Origin of the sequence: Providencia sp. 21OH12SH02B-Prov (genome assembly GCF_027362595.1) — a bacterium.
GTDB lineage: Bacteria > Pseudomonadota > Gammaproteobacteria > Enterobacterales > Enterobacteriaceae > Providencia > Providencia zhejiangensis.
The window spans coordinates 3,355,391-3,380,612 of sequence record NZ_CP114796.1 but is presented as its reverse complement, the minus strand read 5'-3'; the positions used below and the strand labels follow the sequence as shown (position 1 = coordinate 3,380,612).

The window sequence follows — 25,222 nt, the reverse complement described above, 5'->3', positions numbered from 1 at the left end:
TAAAAAGATTGGTTGGATATTGTTAATAGAATAGACTTTGACATAAACAAAAATAGTATGTCGCTAGCCATAGTGATTTTAAGTGATTTAGAATGATTAAAACCACTATGACAATGTAATACTAGTTTTAGCTATTAGTGTTGGCTTTGTGATGCAATGCTTGCTAACGTCGCCATCATCGTCGAGAAAAAGAATAAGAAAAATATCACAGAAAATACAACTGTAATAATAAAATAAATTAATCCAGCTCTATTCCAGGTTTCTTGTACTTTCATGAAGGTTTCTGCTGAATCATAATCACCATTTTTCCAAGCCCATTCATTACCTTTGAACCCACAAACAAACATCCATATTAGATTAAAGAATGGAATTAGCATTAATAACGGCAAGTACGATTTATTTCCAAACCCCCATATGATATTGAACATAAATGCACCCCAGTTCCAACGCTTAATTCCCTCTGGTACTTCTTTATTCGAATAAGACATTTTATATCTCCAGTTCTAAAAATGATAATAATTGATTTCACTAACCATAGTAAAAATAGTCTCGTATTCTAATATAAGAAATTCTTAAGTTAAATTTATTTGTGTAATAATAATGTTACTAAAGATGTAATTACTCTTTAGTGGAGATATTTATCGTTGGATAGTGACAGTGGCGAGGCGGTTTGATGAAAAATAATAAAAAACTAGCCCAATATTAAGGGCTAGTTTTTGTCTAATTTAAAATAACCTAATTAAGCAGCTTGTTTCTTTTTAGCTTGCTTGTCATTTTCACCTTCAGTATGAGGATTTTTTGTACTAGCTGTTCCCAATGCTTCAAAATCAAATTCATCAACATTGATGGTACGTAGACGGCTAGCCTCAGCCTTGCGCAGAATATCTGCTTCTTCTTGGGTGATAATATTTTCAGGCAACATTTGCTCAGCTAATTTATCTAAGCGAGTGAAGCTGAATTTACGTTCTTTCAAGCGACAAATTCGTTCAAAAATAGGTTCTGCCGCGATAATGTCATACAGTGCCTGATTCACTAAACCATGAGGGTTATGCTCTGTTGGTGTCAGATACTGCCCACGGCCAATTCGGTCACGGGTTTCAGACGGTTCCATTAGCAGTTGTGCTAATTTATGGTCAAGGCGATCCGATGGCGCTGACATAGCACGACCTGTAGGGAATAACGTAATACGCATCAAGCCTGCAACCATTCTATTTGGGAAGTTTTTCAATAAATCGTCCATCGCTTTTTCAGACTGATACAGACAATCTTCCACGGCCCATTTGACTAATGGTAAATCCGCTTTTTGACGTCCTTCATCTTCATAGCGCTTCAGTGTCGCGGTCGCCAAATAGAGATGGCTCAGAATATCACCTAAACGGGCTGAGATTCGTTCACGACGTTTCAAGCTTCCCCCTAGCACCGCCATAGAAATGTCAGCGAGTAGAGCAAGGTTTGCACTTTGGCGATTTAACATCTGATAGTAGCGACGTGTCTCATCTTTTGTTGGGGCACTACTTCCACGACCATTGGTTAAACCTAACCAGAAGCTGCGGAATTGGTTACTAATAACGTGACCAATATGACCAAACACGGCTTTATCAAATTTATGTAGATTATTATCTTGAGCTGCGGCCATCTCTTCCAGTACATAAGGATGACAACGAATTGCGCCTTGGCCAAAGATGATCATGCTACGGGTTAAAATATTCGCACCCTCAACGGTAATGGCAATAGGAGCACCTTGATAAGCTCTACCGACAAAGTTAGATGGGCCAAGACAGATACCTTTACCACCGGTAATATCCATTGCATCAATCACTGAGTGTTGTCCTCGGTGAGTACAGTGATATTTAACGATAGCAGAGAGAACCGCAGGTTTTTCGCCTAACATAATACCAGAGGTAATTAATGTCGCCGCTGCATCCATTAGGTAGGAGTTACCCGCGATACGTGCGAGAGGTTCTTCAATACCTTCCATTTTACCGATAGGTAATTTAAATTGACGACGGATATAGGCATAAGCTCCCGTTGCCATTGCAATACTTTTTAAGCTACCCGTTGAGTTGGATGGCAGAGTAATACCACGGCCAACAGATAGACATTCAACCAGCATGCGCCAGCCTTGCCCTGCCATTTTTGGACCACCAATGATGTAATCGATAGGAACAAAAATATCTTTTCCACGAGTAGGCCCATTCATAAACGGAATATTCAGTGGGAAGTGGCGATGACCAATTTCAACACCTGGGGTATTGGTTGGAATCAAGGCACAAGTGATCCCTAATTGTTTTTCACCCCCCAGTAAGCGATCAGGGTCTGACAATTTAAATGCAAGTCCAAGTACTGTTGCGATAGGCGCAAGCGTGATATAGCGCTTGTTCCAGCTTAGGCGCATACCTAAAACTTGTTCACCTTGCCATTCTCCCATACAAACCACGCCTGTATCAGGAATGGCGCCTGCATCGGAGCCAGCTTCAGGGCTTGTTAGTGCGAAACAAGGGATCTCTTCACCGGTCGCCAGACCCGGTAAGTAGCGCTGTTTCTGCTCTTCGGTACCGTAATGCTGTAGTAACTCACCGGGACCAAGGGAGTTAGGTACACCGACAGTAATAGCAAGAATACCTGAAACACCAGCCAGTTTTTGTAGGACTTGAGATTGCGCATAGGCGGAAAACTCAAGGCCACCGTATTCTTTTTTGATGATCATGGCAAAGAAGCGGTGATCACGTAAATATTGCCAAACTTCAGGAGGAAGATCAGACAATTCATGACTGACAGCAAAATCATTAACCATGCCACAAACGGTTTCAACGGGGCCGTCTATGAAGGCTTGCTCTTCAGCCGTTAGCTGAGGTTTAGGGTAATTATGTAATTTATTCCAATCAGGCGCACCGCGGAAAAGGTCGCCTTCCCACCAAGTGGTTCCAGCATCGATAGCTTCCTTTTCGGTACGAGACATCGGAGGCATCACTTTTTGGAACATTTTCAGGGCGCGAGCTGAAAATAGTGATTGGCGCACTGGCGTAAAGACAAATGGAAATAAGACTAGCGCAACTGGTAGCAGCATCCAGTAACTCCAGATATCGAGTACGCCCATCACTGCGGTATAGGCAAGTAACAGTACAGTGCTAAGCGCCAATGATGTTTTGTGGTAGCAGAGAATACCAATTAATACGAGAAATAGAATGATACTGAGTAGGGTCATAGGAAAACTCCTGTATACTTGTAAGAGGTCTGACCTGTTGTTTATCTAATCTATAACCTTTAATAAAGAATTAGCAACACATTTACATCTTAATTACAACTTGGCTCACAAAATCACCAAGTAACGCCCTGTAACAGTTTCAGAAAAGAAGAAATAACGCCGTAAAAAAAGCGTCAAAGCGAGAAAGGGGGATAAAAAGCACGGATTAGTGCTAAATGCTTAAATCAAACATAATCAGATGTAGAAAGAAAATGTACCCTGTGTAACAATCTGAGGAGTAAAGATTAATTACCTATCTTCAGGCCGTTTATCACGGCTCAGAAACCGTTAAATTTAAGGGGAAATCTCATGTATCAAGATCTGATCCGTGGTGAGCTATCAGAAGCAGCCGATACGTTGGCAAAATTCCTTAGTGATGATGCAAATATTCAGGCTATTCAACAGGCTGCTGTATTATTAGCAGACTCCTTTAAAGCGGGGGGGAAAGTCCTGTCATGCGGTAATGGCGGATCTCACTGTGATGCTATGCACTTTGCTGAGGAGCTAACAGGACGCTATCGTGAAAATCGTCCGGGCTATCCAGCTATCGCGATTTCTGACGTGAGCCATTTATCTTGTGTCAGTAATGATTTTGGTTATGAATATGTATTCTCTCGCTTTATTGAAGCTGTCGGTAAAGAAGGAGATGTTCTTCTTGGGATCTCAACCTCAGGCAATTCAGGCAACATCATTAAAGCAATTAGTGCTGCTCGTGAAAAAGGCATGAAAGTGATTACGTTAACTGGGAAAGATGGCGGCAAGATGGCCGGGAGCGCCGATATTGAGATTCGCGTGCCACATTTTGGTTATGCAGATCGTATTCAGGAAATTCATATTAAAGTGATTCATATCCTGATCCAATTGATTGAAAAAGAGATGGTTAAATAATTCTCTGGCAAGAGAGGGTCTTAAAATGTGCGAGTTACTTGGCATGAGCGCAAATGTGCCAACAGATATTAACTTTAGTCTCAGTGGACTGATATCCCGAGGGGGGCAAACAGGCCCACACAAAGATGGTTGGGGGATCACGTTTTATGAGGGGCTAGGGTGTCGTACGTTTAAAGATCCTCAACCGAGTTTTATGTCTCCAGTCGCACGTTTTGTACAGGAATACCCGATTAAATCGGAAACGGTAGTCGCACATATTCGCCAAGCAAATCGTGGAGACGTTACATTAGCCAACACGCACCCTTTTACACGAGAGTTGTGGGGACGTAATTGGACTTACGCTCATAATGGGCAATTAAAAGGTTATCGCTCGCTGAATACAGGGAATTACCGGCCTATTGGTGAAACTGATAGTGAAAAAGCATTTTGTTGGCTGTTAAACCAACTCGCCATGAAATACCCGCGAACCCCCGCTAATTGGCCTGCTGTTTTTCGTTTTATTGCGATTTTAGCTGAACAATTACGCCGTAAAGGCGTATTTAACATGCTATTGTCTGACGGGCGTTATTTAATGGCTTTTTGCTCCACTAACCTTTACTGGATCACGCGTAAAGCACCGTTTGGTAAAGCGAAATTACTCGATCAGGATGTTGAGATTGATTTTGAAAGTTGCACAACACCCACGGATATTGTTTCGGTGATAGCTACCCAGCCACTTACTGGAAATGAAAGTTGGCATAAAATTGAGCCGGGTAGTTTTGTGCTATTTCACCTCGGCCAGCGTATATTGTGATCGAAGTCTCAATAACTTATCTTGTGTTTCTGGCAAGCTATTAACGGCATATTTTCCTGATGTAACAGAGATTTGTGCGGGCTTGCCTACATCATGAAAGTAATCATAAGCAGGTTTTAATTGCTGCCAGAAAGCGTAATGGCTTGAGTTTCGATGAAGTAACATATTTTCTTTTGTCATGCGAAAAGGATAGATGCTGACATCAATAGTGTTTTGACCATTTTTAAAAGCGGTCTCAACAGCTTGATAAATTTCACTCATATATTTATCGGTCATTGCATAGCATCCAACAGACACGCAGTCACCATGTATCATAAGGTAGTTACCTTCATAGCCTTGCGCTCGATCGAACTCGTTAGGGAATCCTAAATTGATAGATCGGTAATACCGACTGTTTGGATTAAGTTGAGAAGCGGTTATTTGATAGAATCCCTCGGGACTTTTTAAATCGCCTTCTAGCTTTTTCGGACCTAGCCCGCCAGAAAACTTACAAATTGGGTAAGTTTTAGACAGATTATACTTCCCATTTGGCGCTTTTTTATAGAGTTCTAATATGCCTTCTTGCTTAAATATTTGAATAAAGAGGGTCGAATCTTGTTGGTTAATCGTTTTACTATTAAGTAAAAATGAATGATTATTCGCTTCAGCAACGAGAGCTTGTAGAGAAAATAGGATAAAACTAAAGCTAATAAAGGTATTTTTTTTCATGCTTAAGCCAAATAAGGTTGAGTTTTTTTGTTTAAAAAAAAATCATTTTAGCGATATTTTAAACGAGCAGATAGTGATTTGATATAGTCCATTAATAATTTAGTGATGAATCGATATTGTGTGAAAAACGGACAGCGTTCGATAAATGTGAGCTAAAACCTCGTTTATTACGAATGATTGCAAGAAAAATTGAAAATTTATTGTTATTTGCTTGAGCTAAGTCACTTGAATATCCGGACAGAAGTCGGGGGAACTGGTAAAATTACGAACGGCAGAATAAGAGAATAGTGTCAAAATATCGAGAGAATTATTTGCTTGAGTTATGGGAGTAACTTGAGCTGTTTTTATTTACTGAGTCGCTATGGTCCTTCACCGGATCATTAGCTTAGGGTTAACTTAGAAACTTGTGCAGATCTTATGATTAAAATTAAAAAAGGCCTCAACCTTCCTATTGCAGGTGAGCCAGCCCAAGTAATAGAAGACGGCCCGAAAATTCAACACGTAGCATTGCTAGGTGAAGAATATGTCGGAATGCGTCCTTCTATGCTGGTGAAAGAAGGTGAGCACGTAAAAAAAGGGCAGGTTCTTTTTGAAGATAAAAAGAATCCAGGAGTGTTATTCACTAGCCCAGCCTGCGGTAAAATTATTGCGATTCATCGTGGTGAGCGTCGTGTCCTCCAATCCGTTGTTATTGAAATTGATGGTGACGAACAAGAGACCTTTGCTTCTTACAATAGGGATGAATTGGCAAGTTTGACTCGTGAACAAGTCGAAGAAAACTTGGTTAAATCAGGCTTATGGACAGCATTAAGAACCCGTCCATTTAGCCGTTCACCTGAACTAGGCACCTCGCCTGCCGCTATTTTTGTGACAGCAATGGATACCAATCCACTGGCGGCTGATCCGCTGGTTGTCATCCGTGCTCAGCAAGAAGCCTTTAATGACGGGTTAACCGTTCTGTGTCATTTGACTGAAGGTAAAGTGCATGTATGTCATGGTGCAGGGGATTTACCTAAGTCTAGTAATCATCCGCAAGTCGCTTATAGCGAATTTGCGGGTCCTCACCCAGCAGGGTTAGTTGGTACTCACATTCATTTTCTGGAGCCTGTCAGCATTCAGAAAAAGGTATGGCATCTTAATTATCAGGACGTGATTGCATTTGGGAAGTTATTCACTACAGGTTATCTATATACTGATCGCGTAGTATCACTTGCCGGCCCTCAGGTTGAAAAACCGCGTTTGATTAAAACACGTCTTGGCGCTGATCTGTATGAATTAACCAAAGGTCAACTCAAAGCAGGCGAAAACCGTATTATCTCTGGCTCTGTGCTATGGGGCGTAACCTGTGATGAAGCGCATCATTATTTAGGGCGTTTTCATAATCAGATCACCGTGTTACGTGAAGGTCGTGAGAAAGAGTTGTTTGGTTGGATTTGGCCTGGTTTCAATAAATTCACTATCACCCGTACAACCGTTGGGCATTTCTTGAAAAATAAACGCTTTAATTTCACCACAACGATGAATGGTGGAGAGCGTTCAATGGTGCCAATTGGTAACTATGAGCGGGTAATGCCTCTCGATATTATGATAACCCACCTCCTACGTGACCTCCTTTCTGGAGATACGGATTCTTCTCAGGAATTGGGATGTCTAGAGTTGGATGAAGAAGATCTGGGGCTGTGTACTTATGTATGTCCGGCCAAGTATGAATATGGCCCAGTACTTCGTGATGTACTCACCAAGATTGAGTTAGAAGGGTAATTCCATGGGGTTGAAAAATTTATTTGAAAAGAATGAGCATCATTTTGAGCCTGGTGGAAAGTTAGAAAAACTCTATCCATTATTTGAAGCTGTTTCGACAGTTTTCTATACACCAGGTACCGTCACCAAAGGTCGCTCTCACGTTCGTGACACGATAGACCTTAAACGTATGATGATCCTTGTTTGGTTAGCGGTGTTCCCTGCAATGTTTTGGGGAATGTATAATGTAGGAAACCAAGCTATTCCTGCTCTTTATCACTTATATAGTGGTGCTGAGTTACAGCAGGTATTGGCTGGAGACTGGCATTATCGTGTTGCTCAGTTTTTAGGTGCATCCATTACGCCTGATGCAGGTTGGGGAAGTAAAATGCTGCTTGGTGCAGTGTATTTCCTGCCTATCTACGCGGTTGTTTTTGCGGTTGGTGGTTTTTGGGAAATTCTGTTTTCTCTTATCCGTGGCCATGAAATCAACGAAGGTTTCTTTATATCCTCCATTCTGTTCGCATTAATTGTTCCGCCTACCATTCCATTATGGCAGGCAGCATTAGGGATTACATTTGGTGTGGTGATAGCGAAAGAAATTTTCGGTGGTACAGGGCGTAACTTCCTTAACCCTGCACTTGCTGGACGTGCTTTCTTATTCTTTGCTTACCCCGCTCAAATTTCTGGGGACTTAGTTTGGACGGCTGCTGATGGTTTCTCTGGTGCAACGCCACTTTCTCAGTGGGCGACTGGCGGTGAACATGCTCTAATGAATACAGTATCAGGTGAACCTATCACTTGGATGCAAGCATTCTTAGGCAATATGCCTGGTTCTATTGGTGAAGTTTCCACATTGATGATTTTTATCGGTGGTGCATTCATCATTTTCTTCCGTATTGCTTCATGGCGTATCGTTGCTGGTGTTATGGCTGGTATGATCGCGATGTCTTATCTCTTTAACTTTATCGGTTCGGATACAAACCCTCTCTTCGCAATGCCATGGTACTGGCATATGGTCTTAGGTGGTTTTGCGTTCGGGATGATCTTTATGGCGACAGACCCTGTTTCTGCCTCTTTCACAGATAAAGGTAAGTGGGCTTACGGTATTTTGATCGGTGTTATGTGTGTGCTTATCCGTGTTGCAAACCCTGCATATCCGGAAGGTATGATGCTAGCAATCCTGTTCGCCAACTTGTTTGCTCCTCTGTTTGACTATCTGGTCGTTCAAGCAAATATTAAACGGAGAAAAGCCCGTGGCTAATGAAAAAACAACCAATAAAGATAGCGTCGGCAGAACGTTCATAGTCGTTTTTATTCTATGTCTAGTGTGTTCTATCGTCGTAGCGGGTTCTGCTGTAGGTTTAAAGTCTAAACAGCAAGAACAAATTTTATTAGATACGCAACGGAATATTTTAAGTGTTGCTGGTCTCTTACAACCGAAGATGACAGCGGAAGAAGTGCAAAAAATTTATGGCGAACGTATTGAGCCTAAATTATTGAACTTCAAAACTAATGAACTTTCCGACAGCACCAGTCGCTATGATCTTAATAGCGAATTGCGCAGTGAAGAAACGAGCATTGCACTTTCTCCTGCTGAAGACATTGCGAAAATTCGTCGTCGTGCAAACAGTGCTGAGATTTATCTTGTCAAAGATGATCAAGGTAAAGTTTCACAAATTATTCTACCTGTTTATGGCTCAGGGCTGTGGTCTGTCATGTATGCCTTCGTTGCAGTCGACATTGATGGCGTAACTTCACGTGGTATTACTTATTACTCTCACGGTGAAACACCGGGTCTAGGGGGGGAAGTTGATAACCCACAATGGAAAGCTCAGTGGCCGGGTAAAAAACTCTTTAATGAGCAGGGTGTTCCTGCGATAAAAATTGTTCGTAGTGGCTCAACAGATAGCCCTTATGGTATCGATGGCCTTTCAGGTGCAACGCTAACTTCAAACGGTATTCAACACATGTTTGATTTTTGGTTAGGCGACAACGGCTTTGGTCCGTTCCTGAAAAAAGTTCGTGAAGGAGCGCTGAATAATGGCTGATTCTAAAGAAGTAAAACGCGTACTGCTTGGGCCTTTGTTTGATAACAACCCAATCGCACTACAGATTCTTGGTGTATGTTCTGCATTAGCAGTAACAACCAAGCTGGAAACGGCTGTAGTGATGACGATTGCAGTAACTTTGGTCACTGCATTTTCTAACTTTTTTATCTCATTAATTCGTAACTATATTCCAAATAGTGTGCGGATTATCGTTCAGATGGCAATTATTGCTTCTTTGGTTATTGTTGTTGACCAAATTTTGCGAGCCTATGCTTATGAGATCTCCAAACAGCTCTCTGTATTCGTTGGTCTTATCATTACAAACTGTATTGTTATGGGACGTGCTGAAGCTTACGCAATGAAAGCGCCACCTGTAGAAAGCTTTATGGATGGTATTGGTAATGGCCTCGGTTATGGTGTTATTCTGATCCTCGTTGGTTTTTTACGTGAACTATTTGGTTCAGGCAAACTGTTTGGTATTACCGTTATGGAATCATTGCAAAATGGTGGTTGGTACATGCCTAACGGTCTGTTCCTATTAGCACCTAGTGCATTCTTTATCATTGGTATGCTGATTTGGGGACTACGTACCTTGAAACCGGCTCAGGTAGAGAAGGATTAAGTCTATGGAACATTATATTAGCCTGTTCGTAAAAGCGATATTTATTGAAAATATGGCGTTGGCATTCTTCCTCGGTATGTGTACGTTTTTGGCGGTATCGAAGAATGTTAAAACTGCATTCGGTTTAGGTATTGCAGTGACGGTTGTCTTGGGTATTTCAGTACCAGCAAACAACCTAGTGTACAACCTAGTTCTACGTGATGGGGCACTGGTTGAGGGAGTTGATTTATCTTTCCTTAACTTCATTACCTTTATCGGGGTTATTGCTGCACTCGTACAAATTCTGGAAATGATTCTAGATCGTTATTTCCCGTCACTTTATAACGCATTAGGTATCTTCCTGCCGTTGATTACCGTTAACTGTGCAATCTTTGGTGGCGTCTCTTTCATGGCTCAGCGTGATTATAACTTTAGCGAATCTATCGTATATGGATTTGGCTCAGGTATCGGCTGGATGTTAGCGATTGTGTTGTTAGCATCAATTCGTGAAAAGATGAAATATTCAGATGTTCCGGCGGGTCTGAAAGGCTTAGGTATTACCTTTGTCACCACCGGTTTGATGGCACTGGGCTTTATGTCCTTCTCCGGTGTGCAGCTATAAAGGCGAGAAGAATTCATGGATATTATTATTCTAGGCGTAGTGATGTTTACCCTGATTGTCTTGGCGCTAACAGGTTTAATCCTGTTTGCTAAGTCCAAGTTAGTCAATACAGGGAACATCAAAGTTGAAGTTAACGGCGATCCTGATAAGAGCTTTGAAGCTCCAGCGGGTGATAAGCTGTTAGGTATGTTATCTAACCAAGGGATCTTTGTTTCATCTGCTTGTGGTGGTGGTGGTTCATGTGGACAATGCCGCGTGCACATTAAAGAAGGTGGCGGTGATATTCTGCCGACCGAGCTTTCCCACATTAACAAACGTGAAGCAAAAGAAGGTTGCCGTTTAGCCTGTCAGGTGAACGTCAAACAAGATCTAAAAATTGAATTACCTGAAGAAATTTTTGGTGTTAAGAAATGGGAATGTGAAGTTATCTCTAATGATAATAAAGCAACTTTCATTAAAGAACTGAAATTGAAAATTCCTGATGGTGAAGTTGTACCATTCCGTGCAGGTGGATACATTCAGATTGAATGCCCGCCACACGTGGTGAAATATGAAGATTTTGATGTACCAGAGGAATACCGTGAAGATTGGGATAAATTCAATCTATTCCGTTATGTTTCTGAGGTAAAAGAGCCTACGGTTCGAGCTTATTCAATGGCGAACTACCCAGAAGAGCACGGTATTATTATGTTAAACGTGCGTATTGCAACACCTCCACCACGTAATCCAGATGTTCCACCAGGGATCATGTCTTCTTATATTTGGTCGTTGAAACCAGGTGATAAAGTGACTATTTCGGGTCCATTTGGTGAATTCTTCGCGAAAGAGACGGATGCAGAAATGGTCTTCATCGGTGGTGGTGCTGGTATGGCACCAATGCGTTCACATATCTTCGATCAATTAAAACGTTTAGATTCTAAGCGTAAGATCAGTTTCTGGTACGGCGCACGTTCTAAACGTGAAATGTTCTATACAGAAGATTTCGATCAATTAGCCGCTGAACACGAAAATTTCACTTGGAATGTTGCACTTTCCGATGCAATGCCGGAAGATAATTGGGATGGTTATACAGGATTTATTCATAATGTTCTGTATGAAAACTACTTGAAAGATCACCCCGCACCAGAAGATTGTGAATTCTATATGTGTGGACCTCCAATGATGAACGCAGCAGTTATCAAGATGCTCAAAGATCTTGGTGTGGAGGATGAAAACATCTTACTGGATGATTTCGGTGGTTAAGTAACCCTTAGTTGTTTGTATATACTTACATAGTTGAGGTGCAGTTAGGTGACAAGAGAATGAGTGTCTAAGAACAGGTTAATTCCTGTGACTAGTGCGAATGAACGTAGTCAGCAACACGGCAATCAACAATATGATGAGTATAGCGCCCGCTTATGTGGGCGCTTATTATTGAAGCAGAGAAAATTATGCTGAACAGAAAAGTGATAACTCCAGTGCTGCTGTTTGCAGCAACACTATTATTGGCGGCTTGCGGCGGACCTGAACAAGCTAACCTTCAGGGGCAGACGATGGGAACTTACTATTCCATCAAATATGTGGCTGATTCTTCCTCTCCAAGTAGTGAATCAATCCAAGCAGAGATAGATAAACGTTTGGAAGAAGTGAATGACCAAATGTCAACTTATCGTCCTGACTCGGAATTAAGCCGTTTCAACCAGTTCAAAGAAGTTAATGTTCCTTTTCCTGTTTCAGCTGCAACAGCAAAAGTGGTGAAAGAAGCCATTCGTATTAATGAGTTAACTAATGGGGCGCTGGATGTCACGGTTGGTCCTTTAGTTAATTTGTGGGGATTTGGTCCTGAGGGGCGAGTCACCAAAGCACCAACAGACAGTGAATTAGAAAAACGTCGTGCATGGGTTGGCATAGAGAAATTATCTGTACAAGGTAATAATCTGATTAAAACGATCCCTGAGCTTTATGTCGATTTATCTTCTATCGCGAAAGGTTATGGTGTCGATGTCGTTGCTGAGTATTTAGAGTCAGTCAATATTAATAACTATATGGTTGATATTGGTGGTGAAGTCCGTACGAAAGGGAAAAATGGTAAAGATGCTCCTTGGCGTATTGCGATTGAAAAGCCGACGACTGATGGGGTGAATCAAACCGCTCAGGAAGTGATCGAACCGGGTGATATGTCTATAGCGACATCGGGCGATTACCGTAACTATTTTGAACAAGATGGTGTCCGTTTTTCCCATACTATCGATCCAAAAACAGGGATGCCAATTAAACATAATTTGGTATCAATAACGGTACTTGCTCCAACTTGCATGAGTGCGGACGGTTTATCGACAGGACTTAATGTGCTCGGACCCGTTGAGGGTTTTGCCTTAGCTGAAAAGCTGGATATTCCTGTGTTTATGATCATCAAGACAGAAAAAGGTTTCGAAGAGCGTTACACTAAGGCATTCGAGCCATTTTTACAGAAAAAGCAGTAATTAGGAGGGTGTAAGAATGCTAAATGTTTTTATTGCAGCTTTCGTCCTGTTCCTACTGGCATTTCTCGGTATGTCACTTGGGTACATTATTAAGCGCAAGAGCATTCAAGGTAGCTGTGGTGGATTAAGCAGCATTGGTGTTGAAAAAGTGTGTGATTGCCCAGAGCCTTGTGATGCACGTAAGAAGCGTATGGCGCGGGAAGAGGCTCGCCAAAAGGCACTTGAAAAACACCGTATTATTTAAAATCTGATAAGTATAATGATGGCCTTAGCTGTGAACTGTCACAGTTAAGGCTTATTTTTTATTTAGAGGCTATGCATTAGAGTTGATGCTCATAGCGTTAGGCTACTTTGATAAAGCAAGTTAAGAACTACTTACTGATTGCGTCTTTAAAGCTTTTAGGGGAATCAACCATCACCGCATCTGCGCCAATGTCTTTGGCTAATTGATAATCTTCCATACTATTGACACCAAATAGAACAATATGGGCTTGGCCATTTTTTCTAAAACAATCAATAGCTTCTTTATCCCATGATAATGTGGCAGGTGAGCGAGCCTCGCCTAATGTGTATTTCTCCACGACCTCGACTTTACGGTGTAATTCAAAGCCATACCAACGTGATTTAGATTGTCTATCGGTGGGGGCTGAACAATGATGATTCATAGCGCTATTAGCTAAGATGGTGCGTGTTTCATCACGGCCTTCAAAGGTATTAATTTTATCGGAGCGTTTGGTTAAGGCTTTGATGAATGCATCATTAGTTGAATAAAAGCGCGTATTTTTAAACGCATTATTTTTTTCAAGTAATGCATAAATAATATCGGCTTGCGTGGTTGGGTCTGCATCAGGGGATTTTAAATCAACATAAAATTGCGTATTAGGGTATTTTTTTAATACGGATTCGAGTGTTGGGATCGTTGTTTGCAGTATGGGTAATTGACGATGATGTTTTTTGTTAAATTGCTCAGCGGCATTGAATGTGGCGAGTTGTTGTGCGGTGTACTGAGATATTAGCCCCTTTTGCGTGGTTAAGGCTTCTAAGTTACTTGGCCTATATAAAACAACGTGTTTATCTTTGGCCAGTTGGGCGGTTATCCAAATGATGTCAGCATTATTTTGTTTGGCGAGCTCAATTGCGTAAAGCGTATTCTCAGGCGCATCCGCAGTACCTGCCCGATGAGCAACAATTTGTAGCGAGTGGGCGAAACAACTTTGGCTGGAAAGAATTAACAAACCAGCGAATATCCCTTTTTTAATATATGGTGTTGTTATTTTTATCATATGTATTACCTGTAATAATTATCTCAATAAGTTAAATTGAATTCAGCGAACCCTTTTTGTAATACTTTTCTGGCTTCTTGTAAGTAGTACTTGATTGAATTAGGACTAACTTTTAATTGCGCCGCAATCTGTTGGTAGGTCATTCCTTCAAATTGGGCTAGCCGATAGGCTTGCTCAATGATTGTCGGTAGCTTAGCAAGTTGTTCAAACATGCGTTGCAACTGCTCCTCTAGTACCAATTGTGTTTCCAAGTGCCACTCAGGCTCAGGCTCCACCAGCAGATTGAGATATTTAGCTTCTATGTGTTGTCGACGATAAAAATTGGCAATATTGCGTTGTGCCAGCGTGTACATAAATGCTTTTGGAAAGTGTAGAGTTTGGCAGCGATTTGTTTCAATCGTATGAACAAAGACATCTTGTAAAATTTCACTTGCGATATCGTCGTTAGGGGTGCGAGCAAGAATATACCTAAGGAGATCAGGGGCATATTGCTGAAAGAGACGCTGTTCTTCTATTCGTGAGGTACTATTAGTAGAGAAAATTGGTGTAGTCATAAATAAAAATAATAATTATTATCATTTTTATTTTAAAGTCAATTATGGACCCTCAAAAAAGAGAGTCCATCCGCGATATTAAAAATATTTGGTGATACTTAAACGTACATCTCGACCCACACCGGATACGGATTCGCCAAGATATGGATAATAATCTTGATCGAAAAGGTTAGTTGCAGTAACTCTGAGCTCTGTATCAGGAATAAATTCAGGATTCCATTGCGCAAATGCGCCATACAGCGCATAGCCTTTGGATTTTGGGTATCCCCATGAGTCGGCTTTAGGGTCTCTATCTGCGGGTGAACGGACTTGATGTCCGACAAAGTCACCTGTTACACCAAAATGAGTATGCCATTGCGGTAATTTGTAACCTAACATGACATGTAAGGTATCGGGTGGAATTTCACCTATCCATGTTTTTTGTCCAAACCAGGGGTCACGAGGAGAGGCATCACGTTCACCTTTGATTGTGGAATAGGCCATTTTACCGAAAAGATTAGGACTATCATAAAATAGCTCAATCTCTAAGCCTTCAATGGTGTAGCCGGGTAAATTACGATAGTTCGAAAGGGGTCTCCCGCAATCGCCTGTACCGTATTTTTTTGCCTCACAATATTCACCACGGCGACGAAATATCTCATCTTTTCCTCTATTACGAAATAGCGTGGTACGTATTTGTAACTGGTCATCCGCTTGTATGACTTGGTCGAAGTCGACGATTGCACCCAAACGAATTCCATGCATACGTTCTTTACCTAGATTGCGGCTGCTGCCGGTTAAACTGCTATTAGCGAATTGCACTTCATACTGTTCATCAATAACAGGTGCACGCCATGTACGGCTAATATCACCAAAAAGCGTGAGGTTAGGTGTTGTTTTCCAAAGGAGCCCCAAATGAGGCGAGATACCACTATAAGTGACGGAACGATAATCATGGCCGATGAGAGGGTCTTGCTCCATATAGGTTGCAGCTAAATTACCTTTACCCTTGTTGGTAACATAATCGTAGCGTACGCCCGGAGTGATTGTTAGCCTATTCCAAGTTATTGCATCTTGGATATATGCGCTGGTGGTTTCTTGGACTCCAGCAGGCATAAATTGCGGTTGAAAATAGCCATAATTATATTCAGGCTTATTGGCTTTTCCTGCATCGAACATCAAAATGCCACGATCATTCTTATGCCATCTTGCACCAATGGTAACTTGGTGTTCTAACCTCCCCGTATCGAAGACACTTTCATTATGAATATCAAAGAGTTGATCTGTATAGTTAACCCAGCTTTTATTACCTAGGCTGGACGTTAAGAATTTAGACGCATTTTCTGGTCTAGTGTCATGCTGCTTGGTTTTTGACCATGCGTATGTGGCTGTTAGATTGATCAAATCACTATTTTCAGGGATAAAATTCCACTTCACGCTGTAGTTTTGATCTTGCTGATCTCGCTGTACCAATTTACGTTTGATCGCACCATCAAAGCCATATTGGTCGATCTCTCTTTGTGTTGGTGTGCTCAGTTCATCTCGTTTTGCAGCCCAAGGCACTAAGTTATCCGATTCTGAGCGCATTGCAGATAAACTGAGAGTGTGCTGGTCATTGAGGTAAATATTGCTTTTAATTAAATAAGATAATTGATCTGATTGAGAAAAACCGAATCGGCTCCCATCAGGACGACGTAAATCATCCCCTTTTCTTTTGCTGACATACAATAAGCCATCGGCAATCCCATTAAGCGTTTTGCCATATAAGGCTGAACTATAAATATTTTGACGGTCGTTGGTGTGATAGCTGTATTTAAACATCGCTCCGAAATGCTGTCCTGTCCGTAACAGGTCTTCAGGATCTTTGGTGGTGATTTTGACGGTTCCACCAAAGCCGCCATTGCCGTCCATAATGTTATGTGGACCTTTATCAACATCGATACGTTTGATGAGTTCAGGTTCGATAAACACTGAACCTTGGCGGTATTTTTCAAAGCCCTTGGGCGCATCATCAAGAGTGACTTTAACGTCTTCCATATCTCCCATCCCCCAAATATTGAGTGTTTGCCCTCCAGGGCGAGGGGAACCGGATGATGAGACTCCCGGTAACTGATCGACTAGCTCGGCCAGATTATTGGCTTGGGTACGTTCGATATCTTTTAATTTAAGCACTGAGCTGCCTGCGCCAACACTTGAATTTAAATGACCAACAACAGATAGGGCTGGAAATTGAATGGGTTGATCTTGTTCTTGTTTGTGCGATGCCTCAAGAACGGTTTCTGTTCCGTCGGCAGAGGCTGCTGTGGTAGCGATCAGTAAACTCGCAAAGGAGAGACGATTGAGCCTAGACAAAAAGGCACGTGTTGGTTTATCTATTTTTACTTGCTGAGTGGAATTTTTATTCATTATATTCTCGATAATTCACCATTCTTATCAATATCTACTATTAGTCGTTTGAGAATGCTTTTCCGGTAATGAAAATGATAATTATTTTTATATTGACGGTTTTTTTGAGGAATAATTGCACACCTAATAAATAAACTGTATATTTAAACAGTATCCATTCGGTGAGATTGTAATGCGTAAAATAATTCATATTGATATGGACTGCTTTTATGCCGCAATAGAAATGCGTGACGACCCTAGTCTACGTAATGTTCCTATTGCCGTGGGGGGGAGTGCTGAGCGTCGTGGTGTAATTAGTACAGCCAACTATGAGGCAAGGCGCTACGGTGTACATAGTGCCATGTCAACAGCGGTTGCATTAAGGTTATGTCCCCATCTAAAAGTTCTACCGGGTAGGATGGCTCTCTATAAAGAAACGTCTTTGCATATCCATAAAATTTTTTCTCGTTATACCGATTTAATTGAACCCCTGTCATGGGATGAAGCCTATTTAGATGTGACAGATAGCCAATACTGTCATGGCTCAGCAACACTGATTGCTCAGGCTATTCGTCAGCAAATTTTTGATGAGCTACAGCTGACTGCTTCAGCAGGGATCGCACCAATAAAATTTTTAGCCAAAATAGCTTCGGATTTAAATAAACCCAATGGGCAGTTTGTCATCACACCTCAACGTTTACCGGAGTTTGTGTTGTCATTACCGTTGAAAAAAATTCCGGGGGTTGGCAAAGTCACGGCGCAAAAGTTATCAGATATGGGATTGGAAACGTGTGCGGATGTGCAACATTATGATGCTGTCACTTTAATTAAAGCGATGGGGAAGTTTGGGCAGGTCTTATGGGAACGCTGCCATGGTATTGATGAACGGCCCGTTAATCCTGATAGATTGCGTAAATCTGTCGGGGTTGAACGGACTCTGGTGAAGGATATTTATCACTGGGAGGAGTGTTTGCCATTATTGGATAATTTATATGAAGAGTTGGAAGTCAGGCTGACAAAAGTAAAACCTGACCGGCGTATTGCACGCCAAGGCGTAAAAATAAAATTTAATGATTTCCAGCAAACAACTCAGGAACATATTTATCCAATACTCGATAAGCAAGACCTTGTACTTTTGGCTAAACAGGTTTGGGAAAATCGTCGCGAAAATCGAGGGGTTAGGCTGGTTGGTTTGCATGTGACTTTGCAAAGCCCACAATTAGAAAGGCAATTATTGTTAGAACTTTAAAGTACCCGCCCCAGTAGAGCGGATACTTTGATTAGCCGTCGTTCATTAGCCTTTAACTGGGATTGCTTTTAGAACCGCAGTCAATAGTTTCCAGTATTCACCAACACTTGCGATATGGACACGCTCATCGGGTGAGTGCGCACCACGAATGGTTGGTCCAATAGAAACCATATCCATATCAGGGTAAGGTTTTTTGAATAGACCACATTCAAGGCCTGCATGGATCACCATAACATTCGGCACCTTACCAAACAGTTTTTGATAAGTTTCACTCACGAGATGCATAACGGGGGAATTTGCATCGGGTTGCCAACCTGGGTAGCTGCCTTCTGCACGGTATTTAGCTTGCGCCAGTTGACTCACAGAGGTGAGCATATTCACAACATAGTTTTTGCCACTATCGATTAAGGAGCGAACTAAGAAGATCACTTCTGCTTTCTCTTCTGTCATGGTAACAACGCCTTCATTGAGCGATGTCTCCACTACGCCTTTCGCCACATCACTCATGCGGATCACCCCATTTGGTGCGGCATTTAAGAAGAATACAAAGCGTTTTTGACACTCTTCAGTGAGTGCCGTTAATGTTGTTTGAGTTTCTTCTAATAGCAGAACTAAGTTGGGTTCAACAACAGCGAGTTCATTTTGCAAGATAGCTTCATAACGCGCTCTGAGTGCGGTTAATTCAGCAACTTTATCTGCGGCTATCGCAATAACGACATGTCCTTCACGTGGAATGGCATTACGAACTGTGCCTCCTGTAAATTCTAGCAGTTTCAAGCCTAGCTCTTCTTGGTGCCCAGCAAGGAAACGCGCTAACAATTTATTGGCATTACCTAAACCTAAATGGACATCACCACCAGAGTGTCCGCCTTTTAGGCCTTTTAATGTCATGGTAAAGGTTTTGTAACCTTGTGGTATCGCTTCGCGAGTCAGATCAAATGTAGCTGTAAAATCCACACCGCCAGCGCAACCCATATAGATTTCGCCTTCTTCTTCTGAGTCAGTATTGATCAAAATATCAGCTTGTAGCCATCCTGCTTGTAGACCAAAAGCGCCATCCATACCGGTTTCTTCAGTCATGGTTAATAGCACTTCAAGTGGCCCATGCTCAACGCTGTCATCAGCTAAGACGGCGAGGGCAGATGCCATGCCAATACCATTGTCGGCACCTAAGGTTGTCCCTTCAGCAGTAACCCATTCACCATTCACGTAAGGACGGATAGGGTCTTTGGTAAAGTCATGGACAGTGTCATTATTTTTCTGTGGAACCATATCAAGATGGGCTTGCAGAACAACAGGCTTACGATTTTCATAACCAGAGGTCGCGGGTTTGCGGATCAAAATATTACCCACTTGATCACGTTCTACATGAAACCCTTTTTGTTTTGACCATTCGATAATGTGTGTTGCTAGCGCTTCTTCATGGTGAGAAGGATGGGGAATTGAACAAATTTTGGCAAAAATATCCCATAATGGCTGTGGTGACAATTTGGCTAGTTCAGACACGTTGGATCTCCTTAAGCGACTTTGGTCTTATCTATTTTTAGCAACTTATTCTGCTTAAAAGGCGTAGCACAGATATTCAGGCCACACGATTAATTTTCTCAGCATACACCTAATTGTTATAAATAGTCAGTGCAAATAATATTAATTCATCACAATTATCCGTTTTTGCTGGTTTTTGCTGCGTCAAATCACTATAATCTCGCGCAACCTTTTTTCCGCAAGACACATTTCAGTATTACTCAGTAGTCGGGACCCGAATTTTATGAGCGAAAAATATGTCGTAACGTGGGATATGTTGCAAATACATGCCCGTAAACTCGCACAACGTTTATTACCTGTAGACCAATGGACCGGTATTATCGCGGTTAGCCGCGGTGGTCTTGTTCCTGGCGCACTTCTTGCACGCGAACTTGGTATCCGTCATGTTGATACTGTGTGCATCTCAAGCTATGACCATGATAACCAGCGTGAATTGAATGTGATTAAACGCGCTGAAGGTGATGGTGAAGGTTTCATTGTCATCGATGATCTTGTTGATACTGGTGGTACCGCAAAAGCTATTCGTGAGATGTACCCGAAAGCACACTTTGTCACGATTTTCGCTAAACCTGCGGGTCGTCCATTAGTGGATGATTACGTCGTCGATATCCCACAAAACACATGGATTGAACAGCCATGGGATATGGGGGTTGTATTTGTTAAGCCTCTGTGTGAACAAGAAAAATAAACTTTTATTGTTTTGAGTTAGATCTAAATGATAGGTAAAAATAACGCTAATATAGGGTGAGAATCCCTTTATACATTATGCTTAAAACATTATTACCTAATAAAATTCAATACAAAACGATAAGATAAGGGGATGCGATGGCATTCCCTTTTTATTTAGATCAACCAACAGGTTATTAGGATGACTCAACAAAATCTCTCCGAAAAACTGTTCAAACCAAAAGTTAGGCAGGTTGAAACATCGACACTCGTTTCTTATTCAGCCTATAGTGCGCCTATCATCAATAACCATTCTGTATTGAGTGGCTCGCAGCATGCCGGCTGGTATCGCATGATTAATCGTTTATTGTGGATTTGGCGAGGCATAGATGCGTTAGAAATTGAAGAGGTGTTGAGCCGTATTGCGGTAACTGACGCTGAACGAAGTGATGATAATTTGCTTGATACAGTCATTGGTAACCGCCGAGGAAACTGGTGTTTTGAATGGTCTCATCAAGCGATGCAATGGCAACAAAAAGCGTTGCAGTTTGAAGGTGGAGAAGCGGCAAGTAAAGCATGGTTACGCGCCGCGAATTTATACAGTATTGCCGCCTATCCTTTCATAAAAGGCGATGAATTAGCCGATCAAGCGGTCTTATTAGCCTGTAAAGCGTATGACAGCGCAGCACAATTTTCTCGTTATAAGTTGAAAAAAATCGCATTTAAGGTTGATGGTAATAAAGAAGTTTGTGGTTTTTTACACATACCTTCAACTGGGCAAGGTCCTTATCCAACGGTGATGGTATGTGGAACTCTCGATAGTTTACAAATCGACTATTGCCGTTTTTTCCGTGATTATCTTGAGCCGCTCGGCATTGCGATGCTGACATTGGATATGCCATCAATAGGTTATTCCATTAAATATAAGCTATCTCAAGAGACCAGTGCCTTGCATGAGCAAGTCGTGCGTCAATTAGATACCATTCCATGGATCGACCATACACGTTTTGGGCTGGTTGGATTACGCTTTGGGGCAAATATAGCCTTAAGGCTAGCTTATATGTGTCCTGAAAAAATTAAAGCGGTTGGGGTATTAGGTCCTATCGTGCATAGTTTATTGCATGAAGATAAATATCAGCGGGATATTCCGCGTATGGAATTGGACGTTTTTGCTAGCCGTTTAGGTATCTATCACGTTGACGGTGCAGCGTTACGTCATGAGCTAAGTTGCTATTCATTGAAAAACCAAGGATTGTTAGGGCGGCGCTGCCGAGTACCTATGATGTCAGTATATTGGAAAGGTGACATTTATAGCCCTAAAGCGGAATCGGATTTGATTATGCGCTCATCAATGGACGGTCATATGCTAACTTTACCCACAACACCGATTTTTGTGAATTATCAAAAAGCACTCAGCGAAACGGTTGATTGGTTAAAAAGCAAAATAGTTTAATTTTATTTAATGACTTGATTATTTTTTAACTTTTGCTAAAAAGGGATCTTCTCAAAAAGGAGATCCTTACATGGCGTTACCTAATGATTACTCTAATGGAAAGTATTTAAAAAAGTTTGCGGCTTTAGGACCTTATCTACGAGAAAAGCAATGTGTCGACGGTTGCTATTTTTTCGATAGTCTCACTGTTTGTGTTAATGTCAATATTGCGCCGGAAAAGCGTGAATTTTGGGGATGGTGGATGCTGCTATCGCCAAATGATAATGGATTTGAATATTCATACCATTTTGGTCTGTATAATAGCCAAGGTAATTGGCAAGCAAAGACCTTAAAAGACAATACAACCATTGATACTATTGAACAGAATCTCATCGCCTTTCACCAATCTCTTTCAAAACAGCTTGCGGAATTAGAGCTCTCTTTGTTTCCTTCTGCAAAAATGGCAGAATTTAAGCTGGAATTAAGCGTATAAAATTGTTTTAAACTAACTTTTGTTTAATTTAGCGTTATGCCTGTTGGCATAACGCGCTCCAGCTGATAAAAATAATAGCTAGTTTGTGTTTCTTTAATCTTAATGGCAGAAAAATGATGAAAAATAGCCAGACACTTGTTGTTAAATTAGGCACCAGTGTGTTGACAGGGGGTTCACGTCGATTGAATCAAGCGCATATCGTCGAGCTAGTCAGGCAATGCGCACAGCAATATGAAAAAGGGCACCGTATTATTATCGTGACATCGGGGGCAATAGCAGCGGGTCGCGAACATCTTAATTATCCCGAACTTCCCGCAACGATTGCATCGAAGCAGCTTCTGGCCGCAGTAGGGCAGAGCCGTCTTATTCAATTATGGGAAAGGTTATTCTCTATTTATGGCATCCATATTGGGCAAATGTTATTAACGCGTGCCGACCTCGAAGATAGAGAACGCTTTTTGAATGCGCGAGATACATTGCAAGCGCTGCTGGATAATGGCATTGTGCCCGTTATCAATGAAAATGATGCAGTCGCAACAGCAGAAATTAAAGTTGGGGATAATGATAATTTATCCGCCCTTGCTGCAATTCTTGGAGATGCAGATAAGTTACTACTATTAACGGATATTGAAGGATTATTTGATTCAGATCCTCGCAGTAATCCAAATGCTAAATTGATCCCCGAAGTGTATGGAATCAATGATGAGCTACGAGAAATGGCAGGCGGAAGTGTTACTGGCCTCGGTACAGGCGGTATGGCCACTAAGCTACAAGCCGCGGATGTGGCAGGAAGAGCCGGAATCGATGTCATCATTGCAGCGGGTAATAAACCTGATGTGATTAGTGCCGTTATTGAGAATATACCGGTAGGAACGCGCTTTTATGGGCAGAAAAACCCAATGGAAAACCGCAAACGCTGGATTTTCGGCGCCCCTGCTGCTGGCGATATATATATCGATGACGGTGCACAACTAGCCATTTTAGAAAAAGGCAGTTCCCTGCTTCCAAAAGGGATCAAGAAAATCGAAGGTGACTTTTCTCGTGGTGCCGTCGTGCGAATACGCAACATGGCCGGCAAAGACCTTGCTCATGGGGTAAGTCATTATAATAGTGATGCATTAAGAATGATTGCGGGTCATCATTCACAAGAGATAGGCCGCATACTTGGGTATGAACACGGCTCTGTTGCAGTCCACCGCGATGATATGATAGTGGGTTAATTATGTTAGAACAAATGGGAAAAGCGGCTCGTGAAGCCTCATGGCAACTCGCTCAATTAAATACCACACAGAAAAATGCGGTGTTAGAGCAGATAGCTGATCTGCTGGAACAAGAAAGTCGTGTCATTCTTGAGGCGAATAAAAAAGATATTGAACAAGCACAGGCAACGGGTATGTCGCCTGCATTACAAGATCGCTTATTACTGACATCTGAACGTTTAAAAAATATAGCTTCTGATGTGAGAAAAGTTTGCCAATTAGCAGATCCTGTAGGGCAAATTATTGATGGAAACCAACTTGATAATGGCCTAAATCTTCAGCGTCGTCGTGTGCCATTGGGGGTGATTGGTGTTATCTATGAAGCGCGTCCAAATGTCACTGTTGATGTTGCGGCATTATGTTTAAAAACAGGTAATGCAGCGATCTTACGGGGTGGTAAAGAAACTCACAATACCAATTTGGCTATCACTGAAGTGATCCAAAAAGCACTGAAAAATTGTGGGATATCCGCAAATGCGATCCAAGCGATTAATAATCCTGATCGTGAACTAGTGACTCAATTACTTAAATTAGATCGTTATGTGGACATGTTAATACCTCGTGGTGGAGCAGGTCTGCATAAATTATGTCGTGAACAATCAACGATCCCTGTTATTACAGGGGGCATTGGTGTTTGCCATACTTTTGTTGATGAGTCAGTGAATTTTGATAAAGCCATTGATGTGCTGATTAACGCTAAAGTTCAGCGCCCAAGTGCTTGTAACTCACTGGAAACAGTACTTGTTCACGAAAAAATTGCGGGTGATTTTTTACCACTACTGAGCCAAAAAATGGCGGAGCAACAGGTGACTCTGCATGCCAGCCAACAAGCGATGCCGTATTTACAAAATGGCCCAGCGAAAGTGGTTGCTGTCACGCCTGAAAATTTAGTGGACGAGTGGTTATCTCTTGACCTTAACGTTGAGGTGGTTGCTGGAATTGATGCTGCAATTAATCATATTCGCACTTATGGTACCGCGCATTCAGATGCCATTTTAACGGAGTCGATTAATCAAGCAGATTACTTTGTACAGCGTGTTGATTCAGCCGCAGTATATGTGAATGCGAGCACAAGATTTACCGATGGTGGGCAGTTTGGGTTAGGGGCTGAGGTAGCGGTAAGTACACAAAAACTTCATTCTCGAGGGCCGATGGGATTGGATGCGTTGACTACCTATAAATGGATTGGTTACGGCGACTTCCTGAACCGAGCTTAATAATTCAATAACAATAATTAGGCCACACTTAGCGTGTGGCTTTGTTTTTAT

Annotated in this window: 24 protein-coding genes; 17 read left to right on the top strand and 7 right to left on the bottom strand. The window is 41.8% G+C overall.

Annotation, left to right across the window (positions count from 1 at the left end):
* Window positions 1-134: 134 nt before the first annotated feature.
* Window positions 135-488, bottom strand: coding sequence for a ribonuclease G (locus O7C57_RS15815; RefSeq protein ID WP_154623967.1), 354 nt, complete (start codon window positions 486-488; stop codon window positions 135-137).
* A gap of 251 nt (window positions 489-739) precedes the next feature.
* Entirely contained in the window at window positions 740-3,205 is a 2,466-nt protein-coding gene (gene fadE, locus O7C57_RS15810; protein WP_154623966.1) for an acyl-CoA dehydrogenase FadE, read from the bottom strand.
* A gap of 348 nt (window positions 3,206-3,553) precedes the next feature.
* On the opposite strand from fadE, the gene lpcA reads away from it, so the two are divergent.
* Together lpcA and O7C57_RS15800 are read left to right on the top strand one after the other, a co-directional pair.
* Window positions 3,554-4,132, top strand: a complete 579-nt coding sequence (gene lpcA, locus O7C57_RS15805) for a D-sedoheptulose 7-phosphate isomerase (protein WP_154623965.1) — start codon at window positions 3,554-3,556, stop codon at window positions 4,130-4,132.
* 25 nt (window positions 4,133-4,157) lie between these two features.
* On the top strand, window positions 4,158-4,925 hold the full coding sequence (locus tag O7C57_RS15800) for a class II glutamine amidotransferase (RefSeq protein WP_154623964.1): 768 nt from the start codon (window positions 4,158-4,160) through the stop codon (window positions 4,923-4,925).
* Here the strand turns inward: O7C57_RS15800 and O7C57_RS15795 are convergent.
* On the bottom strand, window positions 4,896-5,633 hold the full coding sequence (locus O7C57_RS15795; RefSeq protein ID WP_163860763.1) for a L,D-transpeptidase family protein: 738 nt from the start codon (window positions 5,631-5,633) through the stop codon (window positions 4,896-4,898). The genes O7C57_RS15800 and O7C57_RS15795 overlap by 30 nt on opposite strands.
* A 417-nt stretch (window positions 5,634-6,050) precedes the next feature.
* Between O7C57_RS15795 and O7C57_RS15790 the strand changes: the two genes are divergently transcribed.
* The 9 genes from O7C57_RS15790 (at window position 6,051) to nqrM (ending at window position 13,353) form a co-directional block, all read left to right on the top strand.
* Complete coding sequence (locus tag O7C57_RS15790; RefSeq protein WP_154623962.1) at window positions 6,051-7,394, top strand: Na(+)-translocating NADH-quinone reductase subunit A; 1,344 nt, start codon at window positions 6,051-6,053, stop codon at window positions 7,392-7,394.
* Between the two features lie 4 nt (window positions 7,395-7,398).
* Window positions 7,399-8,637, top strand: a complete 1,239-nt coding sequence (locus tag O7C57_RS15785) for an NADH:ubiquinone reductase (Na(+)-transporting) subunit B (RefSeq protein ID WP_154623961.1) — start codon at window positions 7,399-7,401, stop codon at window positions 8,635-8,637.
* Window positions 8,630-9,424: a Na(+)-translocating NADH-quinone reductase subunit C gene (locus tag O7C57_RS15780; RefSeq protein ID WP_163860764.1), complete on the top strand. Its 795-nt coding sequence runs from the start codon at window positions 8,630-8,632 to the stop codon at window positions 9,422-9,424. The genes O7C57_RS15785 and O7C57_RS15780 overlap by 8 nt, the downstream gene beginning before the upstream one ends.
* Window positions 9,417-10,046, top strand: coding sequence for an NADH:ubiquinone reductase (Na(+)-transporting) subunit D (locus O7C57_RS15775; RefSeq protein ID WP_154623959.1), 630 nt, complete (start codon window positions 9,417-9,419; stop codon window positions 10,044-10,046). The genes O7C57_RS15780 and O7C57_RS15775 overlap by 8 nt, the downstream gene beginning before the upstream one ends.
* A 4-nt stretch (window positions 10,047-10,050) precedes the next feature.
* Window positions 10,051-10,647 (top strand): NADH:ubiquinone reductase (Na(+)-transporting) subunit E, encoded by a 597-nt coding sequence (gene nqrE, locus O7C57_RS15770; RefSeq protein WP_154623958.1) that lies wholly within the window; start codon window positions 10,051-10,053, stop codon window positions 10,645-10,647.
* A 15-nt stretch (window positions 10,648-10,662) separates the two neighbouring features.
* Window positions 10,663-11,889, top strand: coding sequence for an NADH:ubiquinone reductase (Na(+)-transporting) subunit F (gene nqrF / locus O7C57_RS15765; RefSeq protein ID WP_154623957.1), 1,227 nt, complete (start codon window positions 10,663-10,665; stop codon window positions 11,887-11,889).
* A 63-nt stretch (window positions 11,890-11,952) separates the two neighbouring features.
* A complete protein-coding gene (locus tag O7C57_RS21685; RefSeq protein WP_255427370.1) occupies window positions 11,953-12,084 on the top strand; it encodes a hypothetical protein in 132 nt (43 codons plus the stop codon).
* Entirely contained in the window at window positions 12,078-13,109 is a 1,032-nt protein-coding gene (locus tag O7C57_RS15755; protein ID WP_154623956.1) for an FAD:protein FMN transferase, read from the top strand. Before O7C57_RS21685 ends, O7C57_RS15755 begins: the two co-directional genes overlap by 7 nt.
* A gap of 16 nt (window positions 13,110-13,125) precedes the next feature.
* Window positions 13,126-13,353, top strand: a complete 228-nt coding sequence (gene nqrM / locus O7C57_RS15750) for a (Na+)-NQR maturation NqrM (RefSeq protein WP_004923200.1) — start codon at window positions 13,126-13,128, stop codon at window positions 13,351-13,353.
* Between the two features lie 127 nt (window positions 13,354-13,480).
* Here the strand turns inward: nqrM and O7C57_RS15745 are convergent, their stop codons facing one another.
* The 3 genes from O7C57_RS15745 to O7C57_RS15735 form a co-directional block, all read right to left on the bottom strand.
* Entirely contained in the window at window positions 13,481-14,392 is a 912-nt protein-coding gene (locus O7C57_RS15745; RefSeq protein WP_269723316.1) for a glycerophosphodiester phosphodiesterase family protein, read from the bottom strand.
* 23 nt (window positions 14,393-14,415) lie between these two features.
* Entirely contained in the window at window positions 14,416-14,946 is a 531-nt protein-coding gene (locus O7C57_RS15740; protein ID WP_154623973.1) for an RNA polymerase sigma factor, read from the bottom strand.
* Between the two features lie 78 nt (window positions 14,947-15,024).
* On the bottom strand, window positions 15,025-17,331 hold the full coding sequence (locus O7C57_RS15735; RefSeq protein ID WP_269723315.1) for a TonB-dependent hemoglobin/transferrin/lactoferrin family receptor: 2,307 nt from the start codon (window positions 17,329-17,331) through the stop codon (window positions 15,025-15,027).
* Between the two features lie 172 nt (window positions 17,332-17,503).
* On the opposite strand from O7C57_RS15735, the gene dinB reads away from it, so the two are divergent.
* On the top strand, window positions 17,504-18,559 hold the full coding sequence (dinB, locus tag O7C57_RS15730) for a DNA polymerase IV (RefSeq protein ID WP_269723314.1): 1,056 nt from the start codon (window positions 17,504-17,506) through the stop codon (window positions 18,557-18,559).
* Window positions 18,560-18,604: 45 nt separating this feature from the next.
* Here the strand turns inward: dinB and pepD are convergent, their stop codons facing one another.
* Complete coding sequence (gene pepD / locus O7C57_RS15725; protein ID WP_247046749.1) at window positions 18,605-20,065, bottom strand: beta-Ala-His dipeptidase; 1,461 nt, start codon at window positions 20,063-20,065, stop codon at window positions 18,605-18,607.
* A 262-nt stretch (window positions 20,066-20,327) separates the two neighbouring features.
* On the opposite strand from pepD, the gene gpt reads away from it, so the two are divergent.
* From gpt to proA, 5 genes are all read left to right on the top strand, one after another.
* Window positions 20,328-20,792 (top strand): xanthine phosphoribosyltransferase, encoded by a 465-nt coding sequence (gene gpt, locus O7C57_RS15720; protein WP_154625101.1) that lies wholly within the window; start codon window positions 20,328-20,330, stop codon window positions 20,790-20,792.
* A 180-nt stretch (window positions 20,793-20,972) separates the two neighbouring features.
* The gene (frsA, locus tag O7C57_RS15715) at window positions 20,973-22,223 is read left to right on the top strand and encodes an esterase FrsA (protein ID WP_154625102.1); all 1,251 of its coding nucleotides are present in this window, start codon (window positions 20,973-20,975) and stop codon (window positions 22,221-22,223) included.
* 70 nt (window positions 22,224-22,293) lie between these two features.
* Complete coding sequence (gene crl, locus O7C57_RS15710) at window positions 22,294-22,695, top strand: sigma factor-binding protein Crl (RefSeq protein ID WP_154625103.1); 402 nt, start codon at window positions 22,294-22,296, stop codon at window positions 22,693-22,695.
* A 116-nt stretch (window positions 22,696-22,811) separates the two neighbouring features.
* Window positions 22,812-23,915: a glutamate 5-kinase gene (gene proB, locus O7C57_RS15705; protein WP_154625122.1), complete on the top strand. Its 1,104-nt coding sequence runs from the start codon at window positions 22,812-22,814 to the stop codon at window positions 23,913-23,915.
* 2 nt (window positions 23,916-23,917) lie between these two features.
* Window positions 23,918-25,171 (top strand): glutamate-5-semialdehyde dehydrogenase, encoded by a 1,254-nt coding sequence (proA, locus tag O7C57_RS15700; protein ID WP_163860770.1) that lies wholly within the window; start codon window positions 23,918-23,920, stop codon window positions 25,169-25,171.
* The last annotated feature ends 51 nt before the right edge of the window (window positions 25,172-25,222 follow it).